Annotated in this window: 24 protein-coding genes; 11 read left to right on the top strand and 13 right to left on the bottom strand. The window is 52.6% G+C overall.

The features are described 5' to 3' along the window. Positions 1–97: 97 nt before the first annotated feature. Complete coding sequence (locus EPV75_RS01230; RefSeq protein WP_068647013.1) at positions 98–598, bottom strand: ferritin; 501 nt, start codon at positions 596–598, stop codon at positions 98–100. A 123-nt stretch (positions 599–721) separates the two neighbouring features. Continuing rightward, the gene (locus tag EPV75_RS01235; protein WP_029939459.1) at positions 722–1,261 is read right to left on the bottom strand and encodes a HugZ family pyridoxamine 5'-phosphate oxidase; all 540 of its coding nucleotides are present in this window, start codon (positions 1,259–1,261) and stop codon (positions 722–724) included. 276 nt (positions 1,262–1,537) lie between these two features. Between EPV75_RS01235 and EPV75_RS01240 the strand changes: the two genes are divergently transcribed. The 6 genes from EPV75_RS01240 to EPV75_RS01265 are packed head-to-tail and all read left to right on the top strand — an operon-like array spanning position 1,538 to position 8,553. Beyond that, positions 1,538–3,496 (top strand): TonB-dependent receptor plug domain-containing protein, encoded by a 1,959-nt coding sequence (locus EPV75_RS01240; RefSeq protein WP_192894009.1) that lies wholly within the window; start codon positions 1,538–1,540, stop codon positions 3,494–3,496. 40 nt (positions 3,497–3,536) lie between these two features. Then, the gene (locus EPV75_RS01245; RefSeq protein ID WP_128384204.1) at positions 3,537–4,730 is read left to right on the top strand and encodes an HmuY family protein; all 1,194 of its coding nucleotides are present in this window, start codon (positions 3,537–3,539) and stop codon (positions 4,728–4,730) included. Next, the gene (locus EPV75_RS01250) at positions 4,730–5,767 is read left to right on the top strand and encodes a ChuX/HutX family heme-like substrate-binding protein (protein ID WP_128384205.1); all 1,038 of its coding nucleotides are present in this window, start codon (positions 4,730–4,732) and stop codon (positions 5,765–5,767) included. Before EPV75_RS01245 ends, EPV75_RS01250 begins: the two co-directional genes overlap by 1 nt. Next, the gene (locus EPV75_RS01255) at positions 5,764–6,693 is read left to right on the top strand and encodes a heme/hemin ABC transporter substrate-binding protein (protein WP_128384206.1); all 930 of its coding nucleotides are present in this window, start codon (positions 5,764–5,766) and stop codon (positions 6,691–6,693) included. The genes EPV75_RS01250 and EPV75_RS01255 overlap by 4 nt, the downstream gene beginning before the upstream one ends. A 48-nt stretch (positions 6,694–6,741) precedes the next feature. Further along, positions 6,742–7,773, top strand: coding sequence for a FecCD family ABC transporter permease (locus EPV75_RS01260; protein WP_068647026.1), 1,032 nt, complete (start codon positions 6,742–6,744; stop codon positions 7,771–7,773). A 9-nt stretch (positions 7,774–7,782) separates the two neighbouring features. Continuing rightward, a complete protein-coding gene (locus EPV75_RS01265) occupies positions 7,783–8,553 on the top strand; it encodes a heme ABC transporter ATP-binding protein (RefSeq protein ID WP_225972359.1) in 771 nt (256 codons plus the stop codon). Here EPV75_RS01265 and EPV75_RS01270 read toward each other — a convergent pair. The 3 genes from EPV75_RS01270 to EPV75_RS01280 are packed head-to-tail and all read right to left on the bottom strand — an operon-like array spanning position 8,550 to position 11,322. Beyond that, positions 8,550–9,797 (bottom strand): NnrS family protein, encoded by a 1,248-nt coding sequence (locus EPV75_RS01270; protein ID WP_128384208.1) that lies wholly within the window; start codon positions 9,795–9,797, stop codon positions 8,550–8,552. The two genes, EPV75_RS01265 and EPV75_RS01270, sit on opposite strands and share 4 nt — an antisense overlap. Beyond that, positions 9,794–10,552 carry an ABC transporter ATP-binding protein gene (locus EPV75_RS01275; RefSeq protein ID WP_128384209.1) on the bottom strand — a complete coding sequence of 253 codons (759 nt, stop codon included), beginning with the start codon at positions 10,550–10,552 and terminating at the stop codon, positions 9,794–9,796. The genes EPV75_RS01270 and EPV75_RS01275 overlap by 4 nt, the downstream gene beginning before the upstream one ends. Next, positions 10,540–11,322, bottom strand: a complete 783-nt coding sequence (locus EPV75_RS01280; RefSeq protein WP_128384210.1) for an ABC transporter permease — start codon at positions 11,320–11,322, stop codon at positions 10,540–10,542. Before EPV75_RS01280 ends, EPV75_RS01275 begins: the two co-directional genes overlap by 13 nt. Before the next feature lie 278 nt (positions 11,323–11,600). Here EPV75_RS01280 and EPV75_RS01285 point away from each other — a divergent pair, with 278 nt between their 5' ends. Together EPV75_RS01285 and EPV75_RS01290 are read left to right on the top strand one after the other, a co-directional pair. Further along, complete coding sequence (locus tag EPV75_RS01285) at positions 11,601–13,772, top strand: TonB-dependent receptor plug domain-containing protein (protein ID WP_192894010.1); 2,172 nt, start codon at positions 11,601–11,603, stop codon at positions 13,770–13,772. Between the two features lie 66 nt (positions 13,773–13,838). Continuing rightward, on the top strand, positions 13,839–14,846 hold the full coding sequence (locus EPV75_RS01290) for an ABC transporter substrate-binding protein (RefSeq protein ID WP_225972360.1): 1,008 nt from the start codon (positions 13,839–13,841) through the stop codon (positions 14,844–14,846). Positions 14,847–14,882: 36 nt separating this feature from the next. Here the strand turns inward: EPV75_RS01290 and EPV75_RS01295 are convergent, their stop codons facing one another. The 3 genes from EPV75_RS01295 to EPV75_RS01305 form a co-directional block, all read right to left on the bottom strand. Further along, positions 14,883–15,371, bottom strand: a complete 489-nt coding sequence (locus EPV75_RS01295) for a hypothetical protein (RefSeq protein ID WP_128384212.1) — start codon at positions 15,369–15,371, stop codon at positions 14,883–14,885. A gap of 251 nt (positions 15,372–15,622) precedes the next feature. Continuing rightward, positions 15,623–16,066 carry a plastocyanin/azurin family copper-binding protein gene (locus tag EPV75_RS01300; protein WP_127120253.1) on the bottom strand — a complete coding sequence of 148 codons (444 nt, stop codon included), beginning with the start codon at positions 16,064–16,066 and terminating at the stop codon, positions 15,623–15,625. A 220-nt stretch (positions 16,067–16,286) separates the two neighbouring features. Further along, complete coding sequence (locus EPV75_RS01305) at positions 16,287–18,287, bottom strand: EAL domain-containing protein (RefSeq protein WP_128384213.1); 2,001 nt, start codon at positions 18,285–18,287, stop codon at positions 16,287–16,289. A 256-nt stretch (positions 18,288–18,543) separates the two neighbouring features. Here EPV75_RS01305 and EPV75_RS01310 point away from each other — a divergent pair, with 256 nt between their 5' ends. The 3 genes from EPV75_RS01310 (at position 18,544) to thpR (ending at position 20,916) form a co-directional block, all read left to right on the top strand. After that, positions 18,544–19,362, top strand: a complete 819-nt coding sequence (locus EPV75_RS01310) for a tRNA 2-thiocytidine biosynthesis TtcA family protein (protein ID WP_128384214.1) — start codon at positions 18,544–18,546, stop codon at positions 19,360–19,362. Between the two features lie 2 nt (positions 19,363–19,364). Next, the gene (locus tag EPV75_RS01315) at positions 19,365–20,273 is read left to right on the top strand and encodes a lysophospholipid acyltransferase family protein (protein ID WP_128384215.1); all 909 of its coding nucleotides are present in this window, start codon (positions 19,365–19,367) and stop codon (positions 20,271–20,273) included. Positions 20,274–20,358: 85 nt separating this feature from the next. After that, the gene (gene thpR, locus EPV75_RS01320; protein WP_192894011.1) at positions 20,359–20,916 is read left to right on the top strand and encodes an RNA 2',3'-cyclic phosphodiesterase; all 558 of its coding nucleotides are present in this window, start codon (positions 20,359–20,361) and stop codon (positions 20,914–20,916) included. Between the two features lie 43 nt (positions 20,917–20,959). Here the strand turns inward: thpR and EPV75_RS01325 are convergent, their stop codons facing one another. The 5 genes from EPV75_RS01325 to EPV75_RS01345 all read right to left on the bottom strand — a co-directional run bounded on the left by EPV75_RS01325 (position 20,960) and on the right by EPV75_RS01345 (position 26,884). After that, positions 20,960–21,895: a DMT family transporter gene (locus EPV75_RS01325; protein WP_128384217.1), complete on the bottom strand. Its 936-nt coding sequence runs from the start codon at positions 21,893–21,895 to the stop codon at positions 20,960–20,962. Next, positions 21,892–22,488 (bottom strand): class I SAM-dependent methyltransferase, encoded by a 597-nt coding sequence (locus EPV75_RS01330; RefSeq protein ID WP_225972361.1) that lies wholly within the window; start codon positions 22,486–22,488, stop codon positions 21,892–21,894. Before EPV75_RS01330 ends, EPV75_RS01325 begins: the two co-directional genes overlap by 4 nt. After that, positions 22,485–23,936 carry a TrkH family potassium uptake protein gene (locus EPV75_RS01335; RefSeq protein ID WP_128384218.1) on the bottom strand — a complete coding sequence of 484 codons (1,452 nt, stop codon included), beginning with the start codon at positions 23,934–23,936 and terminating at the stop codon, positions 22,485–22,487. Before EPV75_RS01335 ends, EPV75_RS01330 begins: the two co-directional genes overlap by 4 nt. 23 nt (positions 23,937–23,959) lie before the next feature. Then, positions 23,960–25,357, bottom strand: coding sequence for a Trk system potassium transporter TrkA (trkA, locus tag EPV75_RS01340; protein WP_029939478.1), 1,398 nt, complete (start codon positions 25,355–25,357; stop codon positions 23,960–23,962). Positions 25,358–25,525: 168 nt separating this feature from the next. Next, positions 25,526–26,884, bottom strand: a complete 1,359-nt coding sequence (locus EPV75_RS01345; protein ID WP_127120245.1) for a sigma-54-dependent transcriptional regulator — start codon at positions 26,882–26,884, stop codon at positions 25,526–25,528. Positions 26,885–26,886: the final 2 nt, after the last annotated feature.

Here is a 26,886-nt window from a genome sequence, read left to right on the forward strand (position 1 = left end):
CGGAAACCGGCGGGGCGGCGTAATGGTGTCGGGCGGAAAATGATGTGGCGCAAAGACAAAAACGGCCAGGCCTGGCCGTTTTGGCGTTAGCTGCGGTTTATTCTTTGATGAAACGCAGATAGTTGTCCATGATGTGCAATTGCTGGCCCGGCTGGCCGGTGAAGCCCAGCATTTCCGCTTTGGACAGGATTTTACCGAACAGGACTTCTTCTTCGTGTTGTTCGGCAATGAACCATTCGATGAAGTTGAAAGTGGTGTAATCCTTGATGTCGAAGGCCGCATTGGCGATGTCGTGAATCATGGCGGTGACTTTCAATTCGTGCTGGTAAGCCGCGTTGATGACGTCCATCAGATTGTCGAAGCTGTTCGGCGGGGCCGGAATGGCTTCCAACGTCACCGGTGCGCTGCACTCGGCCATGTAATCGAAAATCTTATCCATGTGGGTGCGTTCTTCCAGACTGTGGCCGCGGAAAAACTGGGCGGAGCCTTCCAGCCCGTGGTCTTCGCACCAGGCACTTAATTGCAGGTAAATATTGGATGCATAGAATTCGGCATTGACCTGCTTGTTGAGCAGGTTGGCAATTTCAGGTTTTAACATGATGCTCTCTCCCGGTTTTTCGATATTGTTTTGAATGCGTTACGTTTTTCATTCTAGATAAGTGTGGATACGAACGCAAATCGAAAAACATTAACTTATTGATTTTTCAATGATTTAATCTTTTCAAGATTCGTTATCATTCTTTTTACTTTTTCCGTGCCCGCCTTCGCTGAGGTGGGTGACGTCGGAGAGGTCTTCGCCTTCCAGCTTATACGCCTGTGCGAAACCACGCACATACCCGGCGGAAAGCGGGGTCAATTCAAACAGGTGGAAATCTTCCAGCGGCTTAAGCATCTGGATGATCTCACCGAATTTCTCTTCCAATTTATCCATCGTGCTTTCCCACTCGGCGGCCGAGCGTTGAATGTGTTTAGCCGTGGCTTTCAGGGTGGCGCGTTTGCGGGCGAACAGGTGTTTGGCGTCGTTTTCGGGTTCGATGAACAGCAAACTGGCTTGCGGGTCTTCCATCAGGTTAAAGGTGTGGTTGGACAGTTCCGAGATGTAAACGTAAAAACGGCCGTCGTGACGCATGACCGGAGCATAACTGGCTTCCGGTTCCGCCGCTTTATTGATGGTGGCCATGACCACGCTTTGGTGGCTATCGATGAATTGGTTGAATTCATTGTAGATGTTGCTTAACGGTTTCTTTGTTTCTGTGCTCATCGTCTTCTCCGCATTAAATTTTGATTGTCGCTTAGTGACGCGTCAGCCTTGCCTGATGGACATTGTGCAATCAGTCGTCTGAAAAATCACTCAAATTTTTTATCAATTTCATCTTGACAGTTCGCTAATTATAAAGAGAATGAAAATAGTTATCAATAACGACATGGATATTATTTAAGTTTAATTCCAAAACAAGAAGTTTGAAATCCAATGATGAAATTCAATCAATGCACTCGCTCATTTTTCCATAAAACCGCGGTTCGAACCGGCGGTTTGATGTTTCCCGTGATCTGTTTGTCTGCGTTTTCGCAGGCTGTTTGGGCGGAACCGACAAAGTCATCCGATGAAACCAGTCTGGAGACCGTTCAGGTGACAACGGCCACCAAAACACCAAGACGCTTGGACGAGGTGCCGGTTCAAACTACGGTGGTGACGCGGGATGATATCGAGAAAACCCATGCTCAAAATCTGGCGGAAGCCCTGAAGTATGTGCCCGGCGTTCAACTCAAACCCATTCATGGCAAGACGGGCGAGGGTGTTTGGATTCAAGGGTTCGATCCGGACCGGGTTCTGATTCTGGTGGACGGCAATCCGGTGTCTCCTAGCACGGGCTCCACGGTGGATGTCACTCAGGTGGCGATTGGCGACGTGGAGCGCATTGAAATCATTAAAGGCGCGACCTCCGCTTTATACGGCACTTCTGCGATGGGCGGGGTGGTCAATGTCATTACCCGAGAACCGACGGCGAATTTCCGCGTGAGTGCGGATGTGTCCGGCGGCAACTGGGGAGAGCAAAGCGAAAAGGATAATCCGCTTGCGAAAAAACACGGCAATTTTGAAGTGTCGACCAAACAAGACAAATGGTATGGCCAGGTCATTGCCGACTTGACCGAGTCGGACGGTTTTAAAGCGCCCGACACCGCAGGCGAGTCGACTCAAGGCTGGAATGGGCATAAAAACACGGTTTCCGGCAAGTTTCAATACGCTTTTGACAACGATTTGAAAGTGACGTTGATGCCGCGCTATTTCGATGAAGATGCCGCCACTTTGGAAGATGTCGCGGTGCCCGGTTTCGGTAATCGTACCGAAGAGTACCGTGATAAAACCCAAGTGACCAATATCGCCACAGTGGTTGAACAACGTCTGAAAAATGACTGGAATTGGAAGATTCGGGCGATGTGGGAAGGGTTCGACAACGACTCCAATAAAGCCTCTCATCGTAAAACCTTTACCGACCATTCCGAGGCTGCAGCGCAATTGGACATGCCACTTGGGGATTCGCACTTGGTCACCGTCGGGGCCGAGTTTCAATACGACTATATGGACGTCAAAAACCTTTCGACCGGTACTCAGGAAGTTGCAGATGAGACCAAAGAATCGACGTCGGTGTTTGCTCAGGACAGTTGGTTTGTGACCCCGAACCTTGAGGTGTTGCCCGGTGCCCGTTTTCACAATGACTCCCGTGACGGTTCGCATCTCGCGCCGATGTTGAACGCCATGTACAGCCGCCAAGACTGGTTGCCCGGCCGGGTCAATATTCGAGCCGGTGTCGGTAACGGTTACCGCACCCCGAACCTCAAAGAACTCTATTACCTGTTCGACCACAGTCAACTTGGCTATGTCGTACAAGGAAACAAGGATTTAAAACCGGAAAGTTCGATCAGTTATCAATTGGGGCTGGAGTGGGTGTTTCCCGACGACGGTAGTTTAGGGGTCAGTCTGTTCCACAATGATATTGATGATCTGATTGCCGAAGCGCTGAACCCGAATAAGGTCGGCCCGAATGGCGCGGCGGTTTACGAATATCAAAATATCGAAAAAGCCATGACGGAAGGCGTCGAAGTGGTGTTCAGAAAGCCGTTGGGTTCTTACTTCCGCTTGGACGCCAGTTACAACTACCTCAATGCACGCGATGTGGATACGAAGAAAGTGTTGGTTGAGCGCCCCGAGCACGAAGCGAAGCTGGGGTTGGATACCTATTTATGGAAGGTGGTGACGGTGACCGTGAAGATGAATTACGAGTCCGACCAGTATCTGGATGAAGCCAATGACACGGTTTCGCCAGGCTACACAACCTGGGATGCCATTGTGAATTACGACATTAATCAGGATTGGCGGCTGTACGGTGGGGTGAATAACGTTACCGATGTGCAGCGCAAATTCGATGGAACCGACTTCCGACCGGAAGCCGGGCGTTACGTTTATTTAGGGGTCCGTTTTCAGTATGAAGACTGACCGTTCGCGAAAGACAGTGAAATGAAAAAGGAGTTTTAAAATGCAATATACAAAAACAGGTTTATCCATTCTCGCTACCATGGCGTTGACTTTGACGGGCTGCGGCGGCGGTTCTTCATCCAGCTCCTCGGATGGTGGAACCCCTTCCTCTGCTCCGGATACGGCGACTTATACGACGGTTGACGCGAGCTCCACGAGTGCTTGGGCTCATATGGATTTCTCGTCCGGGTCTTCCAATGCCACAGTCAACGATATCTGGCAAGTTGGGTTCCAGCGCTATAACGGTATGAGTAATAGCGGCATTTCCGCGACTGGGTCGGGGCCGAATGCGGATGATGTCAGCGTGTGTGTGGCCTATAAATTCGATGGGCTGTACGACGGTGACGGCAACCCAGTTTTATCGGAATTTGAAAAACTCAATTTGAATAATACGTTGGAAGCCTTTAATTCGGTGACGAAAGCCTCTTGTGCCAGCGGTGATTATTTGACCGACACACTTTCGACACAGATTAAAAGCGATGACTGGATGGAGGCTTCAACGCCTTATCCAACGATCAGTTATCAAGCGGAGACAACCGACAATAACGGCTGGATTATCCAGTCGGCGGATGGCAACAGTTACGCCCGTGTGAAGGTGTCGGATGTGGACATTACCTATAATGGAGCCACCGATCACAGCATCAGTCCGGCCCGTATCAAGTTGTCGTCCGAAAAGTGGAATGGCACAAGCTGGGACGCGGCGTTGGACTCCGGTTGGCTGGATTTTGAAGCCGGTGCGGTGTACTGGGACTTGGAAACCAACACGACTGTCACGCAAGCGGACCAGTGGGACTTGAATGTTCAGCTTTCCGGCCGTGATTTTCAGATTCGTGTTAATGGCGGTGCGTCCGGTGATGGTAACGGCGGTGTCGGTTTGGTCATTGCCGGTGACGGTTATGCGAAGGATGTCACAGATCCGACGGCCACTGGCTACAGCGCGACCAGTCAAATCAGTTCTTACAATGGCGATGGTGTTTCCGGTGCCTTTACCCAGGTGGATTCGAACTACGGGTTCTTTACCTATAATGGAACCGATCACAAGATGTATCCGCACTTTACGGTTTACTTGGTAAAAGATGGGACGGACGACGCCACGGCTAAATACTATAAGCTTCAAGCCATCAGTTATTACGGCGAAACTGGTACCGGTGACAGTGGCAATGTTTATATCCGTTATGAAGAGGTGCTCGAGTAATGTCTGACTTAGCGGAATTACAACGCAAAAAATCCGAGCTCTTGGCGGGCGATAAACCGCCAAGAGCGCGGGAAGCGGCCAAGCGGCTGGGCGTTAGTGAAGCGGAATATGTGGCGTTATCTTGTGGAGACACTTCGGTGATGTTGGATCGGGATGCGTTCGTCTCGATTTTGCAGGCGTTGCATCGTGCCAGCGAAGTCATGGCGTTGACGCGTAATGACGCAGTGGTGCTGGAGCATCACGGTGTCTATCGCAACCCGGTAATTAAGCACAGTCATGTGATTTTCACCGATCCGGACATGGATTTGCGTTTGAAAGTGACGGCTTGGAAATACGGTTTCGCGGTGTATGAAAACGGGCGTCGGAGTTTTCAATTTTTCGATGCCTACGGCCAAGCGGCCCACAAAATCTACATGACCGACGCGTCCGACCAGACGGTTTACGACGATTTGGTGGCGGAATATCGCACGGAGGACGGTTTTGAGCAGATGACGGTTCGCACCAAACCGTCTTCCGAGCCGTCGGCCATGCCGAAAGTCGAAACAAAAGCGATTCAGAAAGATTGGCAAGCGTTGGAAAACGCCCACCACGTCAATGCCTTGCTGAAAGCCTACGGCCTGACGCGGCCGCAGGCTTATCGCCACTTGGGCGACAGTGCCATGGCCCTGCAGAAGGATGCCTTGAAACCCTTGCTTGAGCAAGCCGCCGAGGAAAGTTGGCCGTTATTGATGTTCGTGCCGAATGGCAGTGCCACGCAAATTCACAATGGTACCGTGCATAAATTGATGGAAATGGGTCCTTGGTTCAATGTACTGGACTCCAAGTTCAATATGCACGCCAATCTGGAACTGGTGACCGAGGCCTGGTTGGTTTACAAGCAAACCGATGCCAAGCCGGTGGCCTCGTTGGAGTTGTTCGATGCCGACGATAAAGCGGTGATGATGGTGTATTTACACCCTGAAGCGCGCTCGGCTCAGATGACCGGACACTGGGAAAGCTTTTTGAAATCCTTGAAACTGGAAGAGGTGGCGGTATGAAACCACAAATGTTCTCACGTGTGGCAATGGCGGAAAACCGCCAGGCCTGGCCGTTTTTGGTATTGGGTGGTGTGTTCGCCGCTTACGCCATGCTGGCCTTGTTGTGGCTGATAAGCGGCACTGCTCATGCGGCCGAAAAGCCGCGTGTGGTGGCGATTGACGGCTCCATTTCCGAAATCGTCTATGCATTGGGAAAAGGGGACTTAATGGTGGGGCGCGACATCACCACCACTTATCCAGAAGAGGCGGCCAAACTGCCGAGTGTCGGTTACATGCGTCAGTTGTCGGCGGAAGGGATTTTGTCGTTGAAGCCGACGCTGGTGTTGGCGACGAAAGATGCCAAACCGCAAAATGTCCTGACCCGCTTGCAAGACGCCGGGGTGCATGTTGAAATCATCGAGAACGTCTATACGCCGGAAGGTGTGGAGGCGAAAATCGAACAGATTGCGAAAGTGCTCGACGCTCAGGACGCTGGCAAGAAATTGGCCGAACAAGTTCGACAATCGGTGAATCAAGCGAAAGTCTTTGCGGAAAACGCCATTCAGCAACAAGGTAAATCGGCCAAAGCGATTTTCGTGCTCAATGTGCGCGGCGGGAACATGATGGTCGCCGGAAAGCACAGCCGGGCGGACAAGATGATGCAATTGGCCGGTATCGAGAACCCGGCAGCCGAACAGTTCAACGGTTACAAGCCGCTGACGGCGGAAGCGGCAATACAGTATAATCCGGATTATCTGCTGACCATGCAACACGGTGTGGGATCGGCCGGTGGCAAGGAAGCCATTCTCAATACCCCGGCGATTCGGATGACTCAAGCCGGCAAAAACGGTCGGTTGCTGGTGATGGACGACAGCTTTTTAACGTTTGGCCCGCGGCTCGGCGAAGCGATTGAATCCTTAGTGAAACAGGTTTATGTGGCGAACTAACGTGAACGAATCCAACAAAACTACAGCACGACCGGACCGGGAGGCGACATGCGGCTAACGCATTCGCCGCTACTGGCGTTGTCGATTCTGGCGCTGATCACCTTATTGGTGAGTCTGTATTCCCTCAGCGTGGGGGCGATTTCGATTGATACGGCCCAAGTCTTGTCGGCTTTGTTTGGCGCGGATGTCGCCATGCAAACCGACTTGGTGGTCAATGAAATCCGTTTGCCGCGTTTGTTGCTGGGCATTCTGGTCGGTGCAGGCCTGGCGGTTTCCGGTGCGGCCATGCAAGGCCTGTTTCGCAACCCATTGGCGGACCCCGGTTTGGTCGGAGTGTCCAGCGGTGCGGCCTTGGCCGCGGTGACGGTGATTGTCCTCGGCAGCTCCTTTCTGAGTCAGTGGGTGGTTTTCTGGGGCTTTTTCGCTTTGCCGTTTGCAGCCTTTCTCGGCGGTCTGTTTGTCACCTGGCTGATTTACCGCGTGGCGACCAAAAACGGTCGCACCGATGTCGGTCTGATGCTGTTAACGGGGATTGCTATCAACGCCATTGCCGGTTCCGCCACCGGCATTCTGACCTACTTCGCAACGGATGAAGAGTTACGCACCCTGACGTTCTGGACCATGGGCTCCATCGCCAGCGCTTCCTGGCAGGATTTGGCGGTCGCCACCGTACCGATTTTGGTGGCGGTGTTTTTGTTGCCGTATTTCGCCCGCCCGCTGAACGCCTTTTTGATGGGCGAAGCGGTGACGTCGCACATGGGCTTCAATGTGAAACAATTGAAGTGGGGCGTCATCGCTCTCACCGCCTTATCAGTCGGCGCGGCGGTGTCGGTCAGTGGCGTGATCGGTTTCGTTGGCCTGGTGGCGCCGCACATCGTACGCTTGATTTTAGGGCCAGATCACCGTTGGGTGTTGCCCGGCAGTGCGTTGGTCGGCGCGATTCTGGTGGTGGCGTCGGACATGTTCGCGCGCACGGTCTTGTCGCCGGCGGAACTGCCGATTGGCATTGTGATGTCCGCCATTGGTGGGCCTTTCTTCCTATGGTTGTTGATTCAGCGCCGCTCGCGCGTCGGGTTTTAAAGGACGATTATGCTGATTACCGAACATTTAAACATTGCTTTGCAAGGACAGTCGATTCTCAAACACATCGATTTGATGATCGAACCCGGCGCCATCGTATCGATTTTGGGGCCGAACGGCGCGGGGAAATCCACCTTGATGAAAAGCCTGAGCGGCGACATCCCGGATGGCTTGCATCAAGTCACGCTGGAAGGGCGCAAACTGAAAGAATATTCGGTACCGGAGCTCGCCAAGTATCGGGCGGTCATGCCGCAATCGGTTCAATTGGACTTTCCGTTTCTGGTGTCGGAAGTCATTGAAATGAGTTTGCTCACCGCGGTGTCGCATTACGAACGCGCCGCTTATGTTGAACGCGCCTTGGCGATGTTCGACGTGAGCCATTTGAAAGACCGCAATTATCTGACGCTGTCCGGCGGTGAGCAGCAACGCGTGCAATTGGCGCGGGTTATTGCTCAGATTACCCATAAAGCCGACGACCGCAATCGTTATCTGTTTCTGGACGAATGCACGTCCAGTCTGGATTTGGCGCATCAGCATCAGGTGTTTGAAGTCGTGACCGAGGTGGTGAAAACGCATCGCATCGCCGCGATTATGGTGTTGCACGATTTGAATCTGGCCTCACAGTATTCGGGCCGTTTGGTGTTGATGAATCAGGGGGAAATCGTTAGTCAGGGAACGGTGGATGAGGTGCTGCAGGAAGAACGCATCACCGATGTCTATGGTTATCCGGTGAAAGTCACGCCCCACCCGAAAGGCTGGCCGATGGTGATCCCGGCTTAACCCGGCAGGCCGTCGGCTCTGGGGTGGGTGAGCCAAGTGTGATAACGCCACCAATAGCCGATAAAGGCGCCAGTCCAAAGTAATCCCGCCAGTACGTACAGCCCGTTTTGCATCTCAGGAAACGCCGGAATCACGAGGCCGCGAATCAGCGTGGCGGCGGTAATCAGTACGACGCCCATTTTCAGCCAACCGAGCCGGGTGAGCGGACGGCCAGTGTGAATGTGGCTGACAACCATTAAAACAATAAAGTAAGCCAGCCCCAACGCGCCCATAGTAAGAAAATGTCGGAAATGAGCGGATATTTGAACGTTTTCTTGCAATGCATCCCATCCCATAAGACCGTATCCGGCACCAAATAACGTCAATAAAATCATAATCGGCCAAACCGTCGGGAATTTGAGAATGAAGGTATCGGTTCGGAAAAAATCATTCAAGGTGTTGAACAGAGCGGCCATGACCGCCAAATTCAGCCAGGCCTGGGCGGAATTGCCGGGAAACAACAGTTCCGTTAAGGTCGCGACCGCGAGGCTGAAAACGGCCAGGTTGTAAGCGGGCGGTCTGGCCAAGAAGCGGGCGTCAATGTGCTCCTGTTCGAACCATTCGTTAATGGATTGGGTGGCGATGCGACGCACGGCGACCAAGACCAAAATCATAAACGCGCCGACGGAGGCTTGCAGGACGGCGAAACTGGACAGCGGAACCCATTCCGCTTCGGCGGCAAAAAACAGGGCCTGACAGAACACGATTAATCCGTAGGCAAGCGCAAGCCCCCATTGGCGTTTCAGAGGGTCTGTGAAAATTGGTTTTCCGACCAGCCAAAGCACAGAGGGTAAAAAAGCCAGATGAATAATGGCGACGCCATAGACACCAATGACATCAATTCCCCAAAAAGCCAGGCGCCCGGCCAGCCAGAGTGCGACGAGTCCGAATAAGGTTCGGCCGTTCACGGGCGGCGTGCCTTCGAAAAACTCCGGCACGGCCGTCATGATGAAAGCGGCCATCATGCCGGAAGTGATGCCGAACAAAAGTTCATAAATATGCCAATTCAGCGGCGAAGACGGAAACGACACCGGCCACCAGCCGGTCCAGAACGCTACCCACAGGAAGACATTGACGGTCAGCACCCAGGGAATCAACCAGAAAAATGGCCGAAAACCGTAGGCGAAAACCGCTTTGGAATGGTTTTTCGGTCCGGTCAGGCTGGTGAGTAAGTCATTGAAAGGGGAAGCGGAAAGCCAGTTCATGCGGTTTGTTTCCCTCGCTGGGTGATGTTGAGTTCAAAGGTGTCGATAATGCACGGATCGGCCAGCAATTGACGCAGTTCGTTGTGGATGTCGTGATCGGTGCGTTCGGTCAAGGGGGTGGTCAGTTCGATTTGGCGGACAATGCGACCTGGTGAATGACCCAGGACCAGTATGCGGTGACTGAGTTTAAGGGCTTCCGTTAAATCGTGAGTGACGAACAGAACCGACAGGTTGTGTTGGGTGACTTGCTCAATCAGAATCGATTGCAGTTCTTGCTTCAAGCCAATGTCGAGCGCGGAAAAGGGTTCGTCCAAGAATAGAATTTCCGGTTTCAGCACCAAGGCGCGGGCAAAGGAGACGCGTTGGCGCATGCCGCCGCTGAGGTCTTTCGGGAATTTGTCCAGGTCGCTGATTTTTAAGCCGAACTCCAATGCGATGCGACGCGCTTTTTCATAACGTTCTTGCCGCGAAACACCGCGGGCTTTCAAACCGAAGGCGATGTTGTCTAAAGTGGTTTTCCAGGGTAGTAGGCGGGCTTCCTGAAAGGCAAAGGCCTGGGAGGAAAATTCATTGTCAATGCGGCCGTTTTCCACTTCCAATAAGCCGCTGCAAAGATGCAATAGAGTGGTTTTGCCGCCACCGCTCGGGCCGACAATCGAAACCACTTCGCCCTGCTGTAACGAGAAGTGGATGTCGGCCAGAATGTCGGTCGGGCCGAAGCGGTGGCTGAGGTGGGATACGTTCAGTTGCGCCATTGTTCCACCTCTCGTTTAATCGGTTCCAGCAACAAATATTCGACGACCAGTAATACCAGCACCATCACGGTAATCAACGCCATGGCATCGGCAGAGTTGAAATGGCTGCGTGCCACCGCCAGGTCCGCACCGATGCCGTCCGGTGTGGTGAGTAGTTCGGCCATGACGACAATTTTCCAACTCATGCCCAAAGCCGAAATCCAAGCCGGAAATACATAGGAAAACAGGTGCGGAAAGACCAGGTCGGTGAGTTTCATCCAAAACGGCGGTTGAAAGCTGTCGCTCATTTCCAATAAATCGCCTTCCAGTGTCCGTGTGCCTTGTAATGCGCCGATGAAGATAATCGGGAAGGCCGCGATGACGACGGTGAAAATGACGCTTTCATCGGTCATGCCGAACCAGAGCATCGCCAAGACAATCCAGGCAATCGGCGGGACGCCCATGATAATGGTAATCAAAGGGCGACTCATCATGGCAGCCGTGACAAAAGTGCCGGCCAGCATCCCGAATGACGTGCCCAGCAATAAGGCGATGCCAAAGCCCCAAAGGGCGCGTTGAACGGTAATCCAGAGCGACTGCCAAAGTTCGGGCGACTGCAGCATTTGCCACAGGGTGAGAAGCGTTTCTTTCGGAGAAGGCAGAATCAGGCTGCCGTTGAATTGATGGCCGATATCCCAAAGTGCCAGAAACAGAAAGATACTTGCCAGTGCGCCCCAACCGCTCCATAGGTAACGGGGAAATTCTTTTAAGATTTGTGCAAATGCGTTCATGATGCGGCTTTCGTAACGGGAATGGCGAAAATATTAGCATACCTGTAAACGTGGGTAGCTGTCATTTAAAAACTAAATAGGTGGAGTATAACAATCTTAATGATAATAATTATTGTTTATAGTTATGTTATATAATAGAATGCTGATATTGGTTCGGCAGCCGATTTTTCGGCGCCATTGACATTCAAACCGAATAAACCCCATTTCAGGCATCGTTCGCGAATTAAAAGGAATTGATGAGGTTGGTCTGCCTGGTGAAAGTTAAATTAGGAAGCAAAATGAAACTGAAAGAACAGACGATTTTACTTTCTTCAGCCATGTGGGCGGCGTATGCGACCCCTGTGTGGGCTGAAGAACGCTCAAAGGCCGAGACAAAGCTTGAAACCGTGGTCATTTCCGCGACGAAAACCGAGAAGTCGATTGATAAAGTCACGGCGTCGGTGGACGTTATTACCCAGGACGACATCGAGAAGATGGGTGCCATTACCTTGAAAGACGTGTTCCAAAATACACCAGGCCTGGTGTTGCAATATGGCACTTTCCCGTCCGGCAGTTCGACATCGAAAAGTTCGGTGAATATTCGCGGCCTAGGCACGACCGGGACGCTTTGGTTGTTGGATGGGCGTCGACTGGCGGGCGAAGTCAGTAACCCATATGATATGGATCGTTTTCCGGCCTCTATGATTGAACGCATTGAAATCGTCAAAGGGCCCATGTCGGCATTGTATGGTGCAGATGCCGTCGGCGGGGTTATCAATATCATCACCAAACGGCCGGATGACAAGTTTGTGGCGGATGTGAGTGTGTCCGGTGGTGCCAATGCGGAAGGTGAAGGCTCCAATAAACAGGTCAGTGCCAATGTGCGCGGCGGTATTGGCGATTTTCGCGGTAAATTCTTTATGTCGGTCACCGATTCCGGCGCGTACTATGAGCAGGAGCAGACCGATACCACCGTTACCGGAAACCAGGTCAAGCCGTCCACACGCCCGGCACCATTGAATAATATTCAGGACAGTTACGACGTTGATGTCAGTTATCGTGAGAATGCGACCGTCAAGACCGTGGGGGGGCGAGGTGAGTATGATATCTCAAACGATTTGACCGTTGGGGCGGAAGTGTATTGGATGGACGAAGAACGCGACGGTTCGTATCGCGGTACCTATCATCCGACGGCATACACCATGATGGGCAACCGGGTGCCGGCTTATGACGTACCGGTGAACTCCAAAGACGAAAACGAACGTTATGATATGGCGGTGGATGCCCAGTATTTCGTCAACGACGATTTGGACATCGATTTCCGTGTTTATCGCTCTTATTACACCAAACGCAATACCACGACGTTGCAGCACTATCAGGATTTCGGTTATGCCAGCAAATCGGCGTCGGCTTCCAATGGGATGAATGCCAATGTGGACGTCACCTCTTATGAATTGAGCTCGAATTGGGCACCGGTGGAGAATCATTTATTGACCGGCGGGGTCGAATATCGTCAGGAAAAGCGTGAAGCGACCGTCTTCACTCAATCCAACGATATGGACACGCGCCGAGTGTCGTCCCAAGCGATTTATCTGCAGGACGATTTTACCCTGGGTGATACCTGGTCTTTGACCATCGGTGGACGCTATGACCAATATGACCAGGCCGCTTACACCGATCAAAATGGTCTGGATCATGACAGTTCAACCGATTCCGAAAGTACTTTCCGCGTTGGCGTTTTGAAAAACTTTCACCCGCTCTTGAATGCACGCGTGAATGTGGCGCAAGGTTTCCGGGTGCCGGATATTCGTGAACTTTACATCCAAAAGCAAACCCCGGGCGGCTTGTTGCTAGGGGCGCAGACGGTGGATACCGCACAAGGCAAGGACGCTTATGACTTGAAGCCGGAAAAAACCTTAAGTTATGAGTTGGGGGTCAACGGTGCCACCAGCGAGTTCTCATACAGCGTCACGGCCTTCCTGAACCAGATAAACGATAAAATCCAGCAGGTGAGTGTGGCTGGAAACATGACGGATTATTATACTTTCCAGAATGTGAGCGATGCCGAAACCAAAGGGATGGAATTGAATCTCGGTTACCAGTTCCTGAACAATTTAAAAGGACGCTTTTTCTGGACCGAGCTGCGTACCGAAAACAAAGATACCGGTAAGCAATTGGAGTTTAACTCGGATCGGGTCGTTGAATTGGGATTGGATTGGGATGTCACCAGCCTTTTCCGATTAGGCGCTTATGCCGTCTATACAGGTGAACAATATTATGTTGAAGACACTCAGGGCCATTACACCGACCCTTATACTTTGACGAATTTGACCGGCGGCTACCGCTTCGGTGAAAACAAACAAATCGATTTGTACGGCGGCATCAACAACGTGTTCGACCAAAAAGTCGATAAAGTCATTGGTTCCAATGTCGGCACCTATTACTTTGCCGGCGTGCGAGTCGGCTTTTAACCTCTGCATTGATGATAAACACGCCGGCGAAGCATATCGCCGGCTTATTGAAAAGGAACAAAGCATATGATGTTCAAAAGCTGGGTACGTTGGCCGCTCACTTTATTGTTGGTGGCAGCTTCCATGATGACGATGGCCGCGGAAAAATTGCCGAAGCTGGTGTTGTCCGGCCCCTTCGCCGGGGTGTCCAACCCTTTGATTCACATGGTGGAAACCGGCGCCTTAAAAGAGTTTGCCGACGTGGTGGAATTTAAACCCTGGAACGGTGCGGATCAGTTGAAGTTGATGGCGTTGGGCAAAGGGAATTTTCAAGCCGATTTCATTGCCATGCCTTCCAATGTGGCCGCTAACCTCTACAACCGTGGGGTGGACCTGAAACTGATGAATATCTCGGTGTGGGGCATTTTATGGATGGTGTCACGTGATGATAGTCTCAAGACCTTGGCCGATTTCAAAGGCAAGGAAATTGCCATGCCGTTTCGCGGTGATATGCCGGATATTCTGTTTGAGCAACTGGTGAAAGCGGAAGGCTTGGACCCTAAAAAAGATTTTAAACTGCGTTATACACCGCACCCATTGGATGCGATGCAGTTGTTGATCATGCGTCGGGTGGATCACGCTCTCTTGCCGGAGCCGGCCATTTCCATGGCGTTACGGAAGACGAAATCGTTTCCCATCAGTGTGATTGCGCCCGATCTGTATCGCAGTGTCGATTTGCAGGCGGAGTGGGGCCGGGTATTTAAGCGCAAAGCGCAGGTTCCCGAAGCCGGGATGACGGCGATGCCAAGTGTGCTTGATAATCCAGCGTTGCTGGAACGGTTTAATGAAGCCTACGCCGAGTCCATGCAATGGTGTCTGGATAATCCGAAAGCGGCGGGTGAGATGGTGGCGAAACACATTGCGCTACTGGCGCCGGAAGCGGTAGCGGATTCAATCGAAATCACGAAGTTTGACGTGGTGCCGGCTTTACAGGCGAAAGCGGAGTTGGAGTTCTTTTACCGGCAGTTGATGCAAAATTTACCAGACCTGGTCGGCGGCAAGTTGCCGGATAACGGCTTCTACTACACGCCTTAACGCCAGTTTTCATTTCATATCTTTTTTGCCATCCAATCAGGATGGCGTCACTTCGATTTCGATGTGCGACAGCTTTTCCTGCAACAGTTGGGGGGAGCTGTTTTCCACGGTTCTCAACGGCTTATTGAATACGGTGCAACTGGAACGCGCGGCGTGACAGAGTGCTTGGTTCGGACAGTCGTCCGGGCAAAAGACTTCGTCGGCTTGCTGAACGGCGTCGCAGACCGCTTCAATCCGGTCGCTTTCGGGGGTGATGAGTTCGCCGTGATAATGTTGCACGATGGCTTTATAAGCTTTGATGAGTTCGGGCGATGCGCCGACATAGGCGATTTTGCGGCCCTTCAGGTTCGGCGGTTGTTGGCTATCCAGCACGTGCAGGTAATCTTCTTCCAAGGCTTGATATTGCGCCTTTAATTCCGCAATGGTGTGTTTCGCGGCCTGCAATTCCTGTTTCAATCGACGGTTTTCGCTCAACAGGTGTTTGGGTTGATTGGGGTGTGTCGGGAAAACGTGCGTGTTTGTCATGGTGAATCACCTCGCTTTTCAATCTGTCATGCGGGCTGGAGATTACGGTCTCAGGCCCAGGTTAGGAATAGATGGATATAGTAGTAGAGCACCACATAAAACAACATGAAGACTCCTTTAAACCATTGTGAAGGTTAAAAAATGAGTAGCGTGAGGAGCGCTACTCTAAGCGGAGGAGCAAGAAAAATTTAAGCCGGCAAAGCTTAGGAGAGAGATAGGTGAATGCCGGCTTAAAAACGGTTGACTCAGATTTATTTGACCTGTGCCATGTATTGTTTTAAACGGCCTTGGTTCATCGCGAACCCGGCTTCCAGGGTGTCGGCTTGTTTCATGGCGTCGTCTTTGTTGACGGCTTGTCCGACCTGAATGACGCCGACCATCGCCATGGATTTATGCGGCAGACAGTAATAAATATTGACGCCTTCCTGTTCGAATTTGACTTTACCGCCATCGAATCCGACTTCCCATTTCGAGCCGTCCGGCGTGACTTCGGAAACCGCATTATGACCGGTGTCCGTGGCAACGAAGTTCACAGTATCGCCCGGTGCGATTTTCAAATAACCCGGTTCAAACACCATAATGCCGTCGGTGCCGGCGTTGAGCATTTTCACTTCGTGTTCGGCGGCGTGCACCATGGAAGCGGTGGTTAAAAGCGCCGTACCGACACAAAGTTTTAAAAAGAGATTGCGTGTCATGTGTCTTCCTCTTGAATCAAAGACGTGGTTGATAAAAGGAGAAAACGGTGTCTCGGATGACTTCGTTTTCGTGATTTGAAATAAATAGTATCATTAATGATAATTGTTATCAATATTATTTAATAAAAAATGACGCTCAATTGTTTGGATGGGTTTTGGATGGGGGTAGAAAACCGGGGTTGGCTATGAAAAAAACCGCCAGGTCTGGCGGTTTTGAAGACTAAAGTTCGGGTGCATCCATTGGGGCCTTGGCGGGTTCACCAATGAAATACCCTTGCGCGAAGTCGATGTCGAGGCGTTTCACGGCGTCGAGAATGTCGGCACTGCTGACGAATTCGGCAATGGTTTGGATGTCTTTTTTCTTGGCGAAGGAGACGATGGACTCGACGATGTCGTAGGCGTCTTGGTTTTCCGCCAGCTGTTTGATGAGTGAGCCGTCGATTTTGATGAAGTCGGCGTGCAGTTTCAGCAGGTTTTCGAAATTGGCGTAACCGGCTCCGAAATCGTCGATGGCGATTTTACAGCCGAGCCCACGCAGTTGATCGATGAATTTCTCCACCTTGACGAAGTCGGTGATTTCTTCGGATTCAAGAATTTCCAGGGTGATACGTTCCGGGTGACTGAATTGCTCAACGTGTTTGAGCAGGTAATCGACGTAATCCGGATTGGTCATGTCGGTGGCGGAAATATTGATGGAAAAAGCTTGTTCCGAGCGCTTGAATGCTTGGAAGGCCTTGGCGACGACCCGTTTCGACAGTATCGGGTATTTTTTGGTCTGCTGGGAGACTTCCAAAAAGAAAAACGGGGAAATCACCTTGTCATCCGGTTCGATCATCCGCACTAGGGCTTCGTGTTTTTCGATGCGGCCGCTGCGCAAGTTCAGAATCGGTTGGAAGAAGGTGGTGATGCGGTCTTCCAGTAAGGCCTGGTTCAGTTTTTCCGACCACATGAGGTTGTCGGCACGCTGTTGATAGGTGTCGATGGCCGACGAATAGACCAAAACGTCCTGATGGGTATTTTTGGCATGGCGCATCGCCACCTCGAGCGAGTTGAGCAGGTTTTCCTTCGGCTCGAAACTCAGGGCCAGGGTTTGGTTGATGTAGATGTCCTGCGACTGCACCGTGATTTTATGGTTCGACAAACGGTTTCGCAGTTGAATCATCTGCTGCTCGAAGCGCTGGGCGTCCGGTTCCTCCGAGGTCAGCACCAATTGGTCGGAACCGAGGTGATAGACGCGGGTGTCGAGTGGTTTGTAGAGGAAAAGGTGCAGCAGCGTGCTGATGAGCATCTGGTCGCCGAACTGGTGGCCGAAATACTCGTTGACCTGCTTGAAGTTGTCCAAATCGAACAACGCCAGTTGCGGGTGTTCCAGGGTCTCAATGGCTTCCAGCAAGGCCACGCGGTTCGGAATGTTGAGCAATCGCGACGTTTTGACGGCGGTTTCCAAGTCCATCTGTTTGGTGATGAGCCCGGTGACTTCGTGGCGGATGGCGAGGTATTCGATGAATCGGCCCTGGTCGTCCACCAGCGGCACCAAGGTCATTTCCACATAGTAGGGTTCGCCGTTTTTCTTCCGGTTTTTCAATGTGCCTTTCCAGACCCGGTTGGACTGGATGGTCTGCCACATTTCTTTGAAAACATTGGTCGGCGTATCCGGATGGCGCAGGATGTTGTGGGGTTGACCGATGAGTTCGTCGCGCGAGTAACCGGTGAGGTTCAACAGGTTATTGTTGACGTAGGTGATGTTGCCGTATTGATCCGAGCGGGAAATGAGGTTGCTCTGATCCAGGGCATTGTTCATCTGGTCGTTGATTTGCTGCGTCGCTTTTGCCTGGGCTTTATAGGCGAGGAAGTCGGTCAGGTCTTCGAGGAAACCGTAGTATTCGATGACGCGGCCTTGGTCGTCTCGGATGATTTGGGTGTAATCCTTGATCCAAATCCAGCGGTCGTCCTGTGTCTTCAGGCGATAAGGTGCGTGGACAATGCTTTCCAAGCCTTTTTCAGCGGCCTCGGTCAGTTCGTCGATGACCAGTTGTTTGTCTTCCGGGTGGACGATGTCGGCGTATTGAACTTTTCCTGTCGTCCAGTCCGAGACGGCGTAACCCAACAGGCGATCTGCGGCTTCCGAAGCATAGATGACCGGCCAGTTTTCGGTGTTCTGCCATCGAAAAAACGCATAGGGCGCTTGATTCAGATAGGCTTCGAAACTCAGTGGTGACATGGAAAGTTCCAGTAAGGGCGGCCTTGTCGTTAAGGCCGCATTCAATTAGCTAATGCTGGCATTTTATCCCATGCCATGGGTAGAGTAAAATAATCCGCTTTAAACATAAGGGTTTGCGGTGTTTTAACGCAGTAAGCCGACGACACCTTGTTGAGTGGAATTCGCGCCAAGTTTAGCCACAGGGTAAAAGTGAGGGTGTAAAATAACCACCAGACTAAATTGTTACTTATTTGCAAAACTTACAGACCGTTTTATCATGTCCGACACCGAAACAACGCCAACCGAATCCGCCCCGAAAAAAGCCAAAAAGGATTGGATTAAGCCGCCCAAGTCCATTTTGAAACTGGTCGGGCGCGCCATTGCGCAATACCAGATGATACGCGAAGGCGACCGCATTTTATTGGGGCTGTCGGGCGGCAAGGATTCATTGGCTTTGTTGGTGATTCTCAAGCATTTGCAGCGCCATTCGCCCATTAAATTCGAGTTGGCGGCCTGCACCATCGACCCGGAAATCCCGGGGTTCGATCCGTCGCCATTGAAAGAGTGGGTCGCGTCGATGGAAATTCCCTATTTTTATGAATCCGAAGATTTGGTGGCTTTAGCCGACGCGCACATGAAAGGCAATTCCTTTTGCAGCTTTTGCGCACGCCAGAAGCGCGGCAAGCTTTATACCGTTTGCCGACGCGAAGGCTATAACGTTTTGGCCTTGGCGCAGCATCTGGACGATTTGGCGGAAAGCCTGTTGATGTCGGCGTTCAATGCCGGAGAGTTGCGCACGATGAAAGCGCATTACCTCAATAACGAAAAAGACATCCGCATTATCCGGCCGCTGGTGCGGGTGCGCGAAAACCAAACACGGGATTTTTCCGAATCCGCCGGCTTGCCGATTATTCCCGACAATTGCCCGGCCTGTTACGCCAAACCGCAGGAGCGACAGCGTATGAAAGAGTTGCTGCTGGAGCAGGAAAAACACAATAAACACCTGTACGCCAACCTTTGGCACGCCATGCAACCGCTGGTGGCGGACGACAACCATGCCGGGTTGGCGCAGTTAATGGATGAAGAAGAGGGCTGACGATGGCGGAGACTCCGAAACAGGACTGGCGTGGCCGGTTGTTTATCGGTCTGTTACGATTTTTCGCTTGGTGGCCATTGCGCGTCAATCATGCGATGGGCACCGCCATCGGTTACCTGCTATGGTGGCTACCGAATTCGCCGAAACGCATTTCGGCCATTAACCTGAAAATCGCTTTTCCGGACGCGTCCGAAACCGAGCACCGCGCCTTGCTGAAGCAAAGTCTCATCGAGTTGGGCAAAACCACCACGGAGCTGGGGCCGCTGTGGCTGTGGTCGAACCAAAAGGTGCTGAACCTGATCCAGGAAGTGGAGGGTGAAGAGCTGGTGCAAGCCGCGTTTGATAAAGGCAAAGGCGTGATTGTGCTGTCGCCGCACATCGGGGCCTGGGAAGCGATGGGCTTTTATTGGTCGAGCAAATACCCGATTACCAGCTTGTATCGTCCGCCGAATTTACCGTCGATTGAAACCTTTATGCGTGAAGTACGGGAAAGAGGCAGTGCCAAGCTGGTACCCACCGATTTGTCGGGCGTGAAGGCGCTGCGCAAAGCCTTGAACCAGAATGAAATGGTCGGTATTCTGCCCGATCAGGATCCGGGTAAAAGCGGCGGTGTCTATGCGCCGTTTTTCGGGAACCCGGCGCGGACCATGGTGTTGGTGTCGCGCTTGGCGGCTAAAGCGCAGTGCGATGTATTGTTTACCTTTGCCGAGCGGTTGCCAAAAGGGCGCGGTTATCGTCTCAATATTCTGCCCGCCGAAGTGGCGGTGGCCGCTCGTGACGAACAAACGGCGGCCGAGGCCTTGAATCGCGGTGTGGAGGTCTGCGCCCGGCGCGTTCCGGCGCAGTATCAGTGGAACTACAAGCGCTACAAGCATCCGCCGGAAGGCGTGGTGGATGTTTACAAAAAATAGCTAGCAGCCTGTCGGACTTAAGCCAACCGGCTGCCAGGCTTGGGCGTTTTGTTGAATGCGGGTGACAGTCAAGAGGAGGATTGGGATGCGACTCTTTTTAGCGATTCCAGTCGATGCAGCCTGTTCGGAACAGCTCAAAACGCGGCTGTCGGCCTTTCAAACCCGCCCGGAAATAGCGGCGATGAAATGGACGCCGTCGCCGAACTGGCATTTAACCTTGTCGTTTCTCGGTGAGGTGTCGGAGGCGGATTATCAAGCGATTCGGGAGTCGATGTCGGATTGGTTCGCGGAAGGGATGAGCTATTTTGAGGCCGACCTGCTGACGCTGGGTGGTTTCCCCAACCTCAAAACCGGCCCTTTCTGGGCGGCGAAGCTGGATGCGACCTTGATGATGCAATCGTTGGTTCGGGAAATCGACGACCATTTGAGACCACTGGGCTTTGCCAAGCGCAAACATGCCTTCCGTCCGCACATCACACTGGGTAAATGGAAAGGCGCGTCCGACGACTTTCCGACAATCGACGAGCCGTTGGAGCCGATTCAATTGCGGGTGGACCGCTTAAACCTTTACCAGAGCGTCTTGACGCCGTCTTCGCCACCGGAATATCGCCTTTTAAATAGCTTACCTTTAGAGACCTATTGAACCTAATTGAACCTAATTGAACCTACTAACGTTGTGATGTCTGTCAGGAGGACGTTTTCTGTCCTTTATTGACCGTCAGCACCAGCACGCCGGCAATCACCAGCGAGATGCCGATGGCGTGATAGATGCTGAAAGGTTCGCCCAGCAACCAAACCGCCAGCCCGATGGTGACGATGGGGCCTAAAGTGCCGATGATGCCGGTTTGCGCCGGCCCGATCAGCGCTATGGCTTCGGCAATCATAAAACTGGGGATGACGGTGCTGAAAATCGCCAGCAGAATCAGCCACAACCAGGCCGTGGGCGTGACATTCAAATGCTCGAAACCGATGAGTCCGGCAAAATACGCCAGCACGAACAGGCTGGAGACACTCATCGCCAAACTGGTAAACCAGAGACTGCCGACCTGATGAATGATCTTTTTGCTGATGAGCACATAGAAGGAGAAGCTGAGCGCTGCCAAGAACACCAGCAAGGTGCCCAGCCACGTATCGTCGCTTCCCAGTTTTTCGGCCAAAGATTGTTCCTGATGAAACACTAGCCAAAGGCCGCCGTAGGTAATCAGCAGTGACAGGAAAATTTTGCGCGTGATGGGCGTCTTGAAAAACAAGGCGCCGAGCACGGCCACCAGAATCGGATAAGTGAATAGCGTGAGGCGCTCCAATTGCGCGGAAATCATTTCCAAACCTTTCAAGTCCAGCCAGGACGACAGAAAATACCCGATAAAGCCAAGAAAGAAAATCCAGCCGAATTTTTCCCAACGGTTGTCCGGGTGACGGCCCGGCGTTCGCGCCAGCCAAACTAGAATGGCTAGGTAAATCGGCAGGGCAATCGCCATGCGTAACATCAACACACTGTCGGTGTTCAGGCCTTCGGCATACGCCAGCTTGATGAGAATGGACTTCAGCGAAAACAGGGCCGTGCCGAAGACGGCGAGAAAAAATCCGAACCAGAGCGGCGACTGGGCAAGCGGCCGCATCATGACGCGGATTTGGTGGCGATCAGCCAGGCATAACGGTGGGATTCATCGCCGTCCGTCAGCCAGCCTTCGCCTTGAATGTCGACCTTGAAATTCGACCAGGCCTGGCCGTTTTCGGTTAACTTGACCAGTTCACCCGGGGCCAGATAAAAATCCGGATTCTGCGGGCCATTGGCTTGCACCGGGCTTAAAAAGGTTTGCACAAACACTTTTCCGCCCGGTTTGAGAGCCTGGGCGATTTGTGGCCAGAGTGAACGGTTCAGGTAACGGCTGAGGATGATGACGTCGTACTGTTGGTACGGAAACAGCATCTGGTCGAAATCGCTGATGGTACAGTGAATCGGCAGGCGATGCACGGCGGCCCAGTTATTGAGGTGCGTCAGAGCCACATCGGAAATGTCCCAGGCATCCACCGTCAAGCCGCACTGTGCCATCAGGCGGGCATTGCCGCCCAAACCGCAGGCCAAATCCAGTGCGCGGCCTTTCAGGGGCAGTTTTTTGAGATGCTGCTGTAATACCCAGGCCGGGCGAACCGGCTGTTTCGGGTCCGATTCGGCGTATTTGCGATCCCATTTTTTGGCGGTTTCCGACATCATTTTCTCCAGAAAGACGCCGTGAACAGCACCAGTAACGTAAAGATTTCCAAACGGCCCAGCAGCATCGCAAAGGTCAGAATCCATTTAGCCGGATCGGATAAGCTTTGGTAGTTGGCCGAGGCCTGACCAAGCGCCGGGCCGAGGTTATTGATGGTGGCCGCCACGGTGGAGAAGGCGGTAATCTGGTCGAGCCCGAGCGCCATCAGCAGCAGCATGATGATAATGAACGACACTACGTACAGCGAAAAGAAGCCCCAGACCGCGGCAATGACCCGATCCGGAATCGCTTTGCCGTGCAGTTTTACCGGCATCAAAGCATTGGGGTGCAGTAACCGGCGAATCTCACGGCTGCCCTGTTTGGCGAGCAGGATGAAACGGATGACTTTCATCCCCCCCGCGGTGGAACCGGCCGAACCGCCGATAAACGTCATCATAATCAGCATTACCGGCACAAACGCGGGCCAGACGGTGAAGTCGGTGTTGGCGAAACCGGTGGTGGTGGCAATCGAGACTGTCTGGAAAGCGCCGTAACGTAGGGCGTCTTCCCAGGATAAATAGACTTCGCGGTACAGCAGATAACCGCTGCTGATCAGGATGCCGATGACAATCAACAGCGCATAGATTTTGAATTCCGGATCGCCGAAATAAGGGCGGGCCGAGAGATTTCGGAAAGCGGAAAAGTGCAGGGCGAAGTTGATGCCCGCCAAGAACATGAACACCATGGCGATCAGCTCGATTTCGACGCTGTCGAAATGGCCGATGCTGGCGTCATGCGTCGAGAAGCCGCCGATGGCGACGGTGGAAAAACTGTGCGCGAAAGCATCGAACCAATCCATGCCCGCCAACCAGTATCCTAAGGCACACGCCAGCGTGAGTCCCAGATAGATGTACCACAGCGCTTTGGCCGTTTCGGAAATGCGCGGTGCGAGTTTGGTGTCCTTCATCGGACCGGGCATTTCGGCACGGTAGAGCTGCATTCCCCCGATGCCGAGCATCGGCAGGATGGCGACGGCCAAGACGATGATCCCCATACCGCCCAGCCATTGCAGTTGCTGGCGATACCAGAGCATGGAGTGTGGTAAGGCGTCGAGGCCATTGATAACCGTGGCTCCGGTGGTGGTCAAGCCGGAAAAGGATTCGAAAATGGCGTCGGTCAGGGAAATGTAGATATTGGACGCGAAATACATCGGAATCGCCCCGGCAAAGCCAAGCACCGTCCAGAACATCACCACAATCAAAAAGCCGTCGCGAATTTTTAAATCATGGCGTTCGCGTCGGTTCGGCAGCCACAGTAACAGGCCAAGTGAAAAAAGTCCCAGGCCTGAGAAAGCGAAGTCCGACGAGCCGCCGTCATGATAAATCAATGAAATGATGAACGGTGGAATCAGCGTCAAGCTGAACACCATCAATAGGATTCCCAGAACTTTTAAAATGATTTTCGTGTGCATAGCCTACTCGAATTCAACCTCGCCTAAAACCAGGTCTTTTTCTCTTTCGGGGTGAAGAGTTCGGTGACTTCCGCCGCCTGACTCGGGTCGTTCAGGAAGAGAATGACGTGGTCTTCCGCCTCGATGGTCAGGTCGCGATGCGAAAAGTGCACGGCGTTTTCGCGCACGATGCAACCGATGGTGATGCTGCTCGGCCATTGAATTTCACCGATGGTTTTGCCGATGAGTTCCGACGAGTTTTCACTGCCGTGGACAATGACTTCCATGGCTTCCGCCGCACCGCGGCGAAGGGTGAAGGCCTTGACCGTATCGCCCTGGCGCATGAAGTGCAGCAGGCGGCTGGTGGTGATTTGGTCGGCGGAGATGGCGACGTCGATGCTGTTGAGTTGAATCAAATCGACGTAGGATTGGTTGTTGACCAGCGCGATGACGCGGCGCACGCCGAGTTTTTTCGCCAACATGCCGGAAATGATATTGGCTTCGTCGGAGTTGGTCAGCGCCAGGAACAAATCGATTTCGTCGATGTTTTCTTCGATCAATAAGGATTTGTCGGCCACGTCGCCGCGGATGACGATGGCGTGTTTCAGTTGTTCCGAAATTTGCCGGGCCTGGGTGATGTTATGGTCGATGATTTTGACCTGATGTTGTTTTTCCAGTTCTTTGGCCAGGTTGAATCCGATGTTGCCCCCGCCGGCAATCATGATGTTGCGCGAGGGTCGCAATTTGTGGCGTCGCAGCTCCTGAACGATTTTGGGGATATTGAAGGGTTCGGCCAGGAAGAACACTTCGTCGCCGACCTGAATGGTGACGTCGCCGGTCGGGATGACGATTTCATCGCGGCGATAGATGGCGACGATGCGATGTTGCACGCCATCCGGCATGTACTGTTTGATTTCGCGGATTTTCTTGCCGACAATCATGCCGCCGGAATAGGCGCGAATCGCCACCAGTCGTACTTTACCATCGGCAAAATCCACCACTTGCAGGGAACCGGGGTACTCAATCAGCTGCAGAATATAGTCTTTTACTAGAGTTTCAGGGCTGATGAGTACATCAATCGGGATGGCGTTAGTGTTCTGATAACGGTCAAACAGTTCGGGGTGGTTCAGGTAGCTGGGGCTGCGAACCCGGGCGATTTTGGTCGGCGTTTTGTACATGATGTGCGCCAACTGACAGGCCACGATGTTGGTGTCGTCCACCTGAGTGGCGGCGATGAGCATATCGGCTTCTTCCAACCCGGCCTGTACCAGAACGTCGGGGTTGGAGGCGTGGCCGTCGACGGTCCGGATGTCGAGACGGTCTTGCAGTCGCTGAAGGTGGGTGCGGTCAAGGTCAACGACCGTGACGTCATTGTTTTCGGTGGCGAGTAGCTCGGCCAGAGAGGTTCCAACTTGTCCTGCGCCAAGAATAATAATGTTCATATGACGTTATCTAAATTGTGCCCGCAGCCTCGTGGGCGGGCTTTGCAATTACACCGCACACTTTTGGCCTGCGGTAGATTTGGGGTGTTTGGTTACTATTCTACGCCGGATTGACGCGGAAATTAACCTTTATTACGCTTTATTCTCCGCCCGATGCGACCAGTCGCATTATTTGGGGTTTTTCGGATCGATGTTCAGAGCTTTGAGCTTGCGATACAGGTTCGTCCGTTCCACGCCCGACAAGCGAGCGGTTTCAGTGACGTTACCACCGGTTTCGCGCAGTAGCTGGCTCAAATAAGCGGCTTCGAAGCGTTCCTTGGCCTGCTTGAGATTGACCGAGGTGTCGATGCCGCTCATCGAGACGTCTTCACTGCGTTTGCTGCTTTCCAGTGCACGGCGGATTTCGTCATCGGTCACTTCGCCTTCGCCGAGAATCAGCAGTCGCTGAATCAGGTTTTGCAATTCGCGATAATTGCCCGGCCAACTGTACTGGCGCAGTACATTGATGGCGCCGACATCGAATTCACGATATTCCAGTCCTTCGTGGGTAAGGAAATAGTCCAGGAAATAATCGATCAAGTCGGGAATGTCTTCGGTGTGTTGTCGTAAGGACGGCACATCCAGCGGCATGACATTGAGGCGTTGTAGCAAATCTTCTCGGAACTGGTTGTTTTTGGCCATGTCTTCCAGCCCGCCTTTGGTCAGGGCGATGATGCGCATGTCGACGGCAATTTTCTTATTGGAACCCGGGCGGATGAATGCGCCGTCGAACATCAGTTGGGCCAGGAAATTCTGGCCTTTGGTGCTGAGTTGTTCCAAGTCGGAAATCATCAGGGTGCCGCCGGTGGCGTGAATCAGTTCGCCCGGAGATGTACCGGTGTCGGTTTCTTCGCCTAAAATCAAGGTTTCCTGGTCGTCGAAATCGGCACCGTGGATTTGGAAGAAGGTGTTTTCCTTGCGATCGCTGAGTTTGTGAATGGCCTCCGCGACGCGATGTTTACCGGTTCCCGGTTCGCCTTTCACCAGGATCGGCATGGAATATTTCGCCAAACGCTTGATGGAGTCGCGCAGCTCGGCGATGAGTTTGCTCTTACCGACCGGCAAAATCTGGTCGGGCAGTTTTTGTTTCAGATGACGGTTTTCATGGTGCAGTTGCAGGTGTTCCATGGCTCGTTCGGCGGTGATGAGCAACTTGGCGAGCGACAGGGGTTTTTCCAGATAATCGTAAGCGCCGAGCTTGGTGGCTTCAATCGCGGTTTCAATGGTGCCGTGCCCTGACATCATAATGACGCAACTGTGTTGCAAGACGTTTTCTTCGATCATTTCCTTCAGCAGGGAAATTCCGTCGATGTCAGGCATCCAGATGTCGAGGAAAATCAAGTCGGGCGCCATGTCCCGCCAGATGGTTTGGGCTTGTTGACCGTTGGCGGCCACCATAACGTCGTAACCTTCTTCGGAAAAGATTTCTTCCATCAGGTTACGGATGTCTTTTTCATCATCAACGATTAAGAGTTTACCGGGTTTCATAG

This window comes from Hydrogenovibrio thermophilus (assembly GCF_004028275.1).
GTDB classification, from domain to species: Bacteria; Pseudomonadota; Gammaproteobacteria; order Thiomicrospirales; family Thiomicrospiraceae; genus Hydrogenovibrio; species Hydrogenovibrio thermophilus.

Bases quoted from the DNA above. Each gene is read 5' to 3' on its own strand.
- EPV75_RS01230 (WP_068647013.1), bottom strand. From the start codon at position 598: ATGTTAAAACCTGAAATTGCCAACCTGCTCAACAAGCAGGTCAATGCC.
- EPV75_RS01235 (WP_029939459.1), bottom strand. From the start codon at position 1,261: ATGAGCACAGAAACAAAGAAACCGTTAAGCAACATCTACAATGAATTC.
- EPV75_RS01240 (WP_192894009.1), top strand. From the start codon at position 1,538: ATGTTTCCCGTGATCTGTTTGTCTGCGTTTTCGCAGGCTGTTTGGGCG.
- EPV75_RS01245 (WP_128384204.1), top strand. From the start codon at position 3,537: ATGCAATATACAAAAACAGGTTTATCCATTCTCGCTACCATGGCGTTG.
- EPV75_RS01250 (WP_128384205.1), top strand. From the start codon at position 4,730: ATGTCTGACTTAGCGGAATTACAACGCAAAAAATCCGAGCTCTTGGCG.
- EPV75_RS01255 (WP_128384206.1), top strand. From the start codon at position 5,764: ATGAAACCACAAATGTTCTCACGTGTGGCAATGGCGGAAAACCGCCAG.
- EPV75_RS01260 (WP_068647026.1), top strand. From the start codon at position 6,742: ATGCGGCTAACGCATTCGCCGCTACTGGCGTTGTCGATTCTGGCGCTG.
- EPV75_RS01265 (WP_225972359.1), top strand. From the start codon at position 7,783: ATGCTGATTACCGAACATTTAAACATTGCTTTGCAAGGACAGTCGATT.
- EPV75_RS01270 (WP_128384208.1), bottom strand. From the start codon at position 9,797: ATGAACTGGCTTTCCGCTTCCCCTTTCAATGACTTACTCACCAGCCTG.
- EPV75_RS01275 (WP_128384209.1), bottom strand. From the start codon at position 10,552: ATGGCGCAACTGAACGTATCCCACCTCAGCCACCGCTTCGGCCCGACC.
- EPV75_RS01280 (WP_128384210.1), bottom strand. From the start codon at position 11,322: ATGAACGCATTTGCACAAATCTTAAAAGAATTTCCCCGTTACCTATGG.
- EPV75_RS01285 (WP_192894010.1), top strand. From the start codon at position 11,601: ATGAAACTGAAAGAACAGACGATTTTACTTTCTTCAGCCATGTGGGCG.
- EPV75_RS01290 (WP_225972360.1), top strand. From the start codon at position 13,839: ATGATGTTCAAAAGCTGGGTACGTTGGCCGCTCACTTTATTGTTGGTG.
- EPV75_RS01295 (WP_128384212.1), bottom strand. From the start codon at position 15,371: ATGACAAACACGCACGTTTTCCCGACACACCCCAATCAACCCAAACAC.
- EPV75_RS01300 (WP_127120253.1), bottom strand. From the start codon at position 16,066: ATGACACGCAATCTCTTTTTAAAACTTTGTGTCGGTACGGCGCTTTTA.
- EPV75_RS01305 (WP_128384213.1), bottom strand. From the start codon at position 18,287: ATGTCACCACTGAGTTTCGAAGCCTATCTGAATCAAGCGCCCTATGCG.
- EPV75_RS01310 (WP_128384214.1), top strand. From the start codon at position 18,544: ATGTCCGACACCGAAACAACGCCAACCGAATCCGCCCCGAAAAAAGCC.
- EPV75_RS01315 (WP_128384215.1), top strand. From the start codon at position 19,365: ATGGCGGAGACTCCGAAACAGGACTGGCGTGGCCGGTTGTTTATCGGT.
- thpR (WP_192894011.1), top strand. From the start codon at position 20,359: ATGCGACTCTTTTTAGCGATTCCAGTCGATGCAGCCTGTTCGGAACAG.
- EPV75_RS01325 (WP_128384217.1), bottom strand. From the start codon at position 21,895: ATGATGCGGCCGCTTGCCCAGTCGCCGCTCTGGTTCGGATTTTTTCTC.
- EPV75_RS01330 (WP_225972361.1), bottom strand. From the start codon at position 22,488: ATGATGTCGGAAACCGCCAAAAAATGGGATCGCAAATACGCCGAATCG.
- EPV75_RS01335 (WP_128384218.1), bottom strand. From the start codon at position 23,936: ATGCACACGAAAATCATTTTAAAAGTTCTGGGAATCCTATTGATGGTG.
- trkA (WP_029939478.1), bottom strand. From the start codon at position 25,357: ATGAACATTATTATTCTTGGCGCAGGACAAGTTGGAACCTCTCTGGCC.
- EPV75_RS01345 (WP_127120245.1), bottom strand. From the start codon at position 26,884: ATGAAACCCGGTAAACTCTTAATCGTTGATGATGAAAAAGACATCCGT.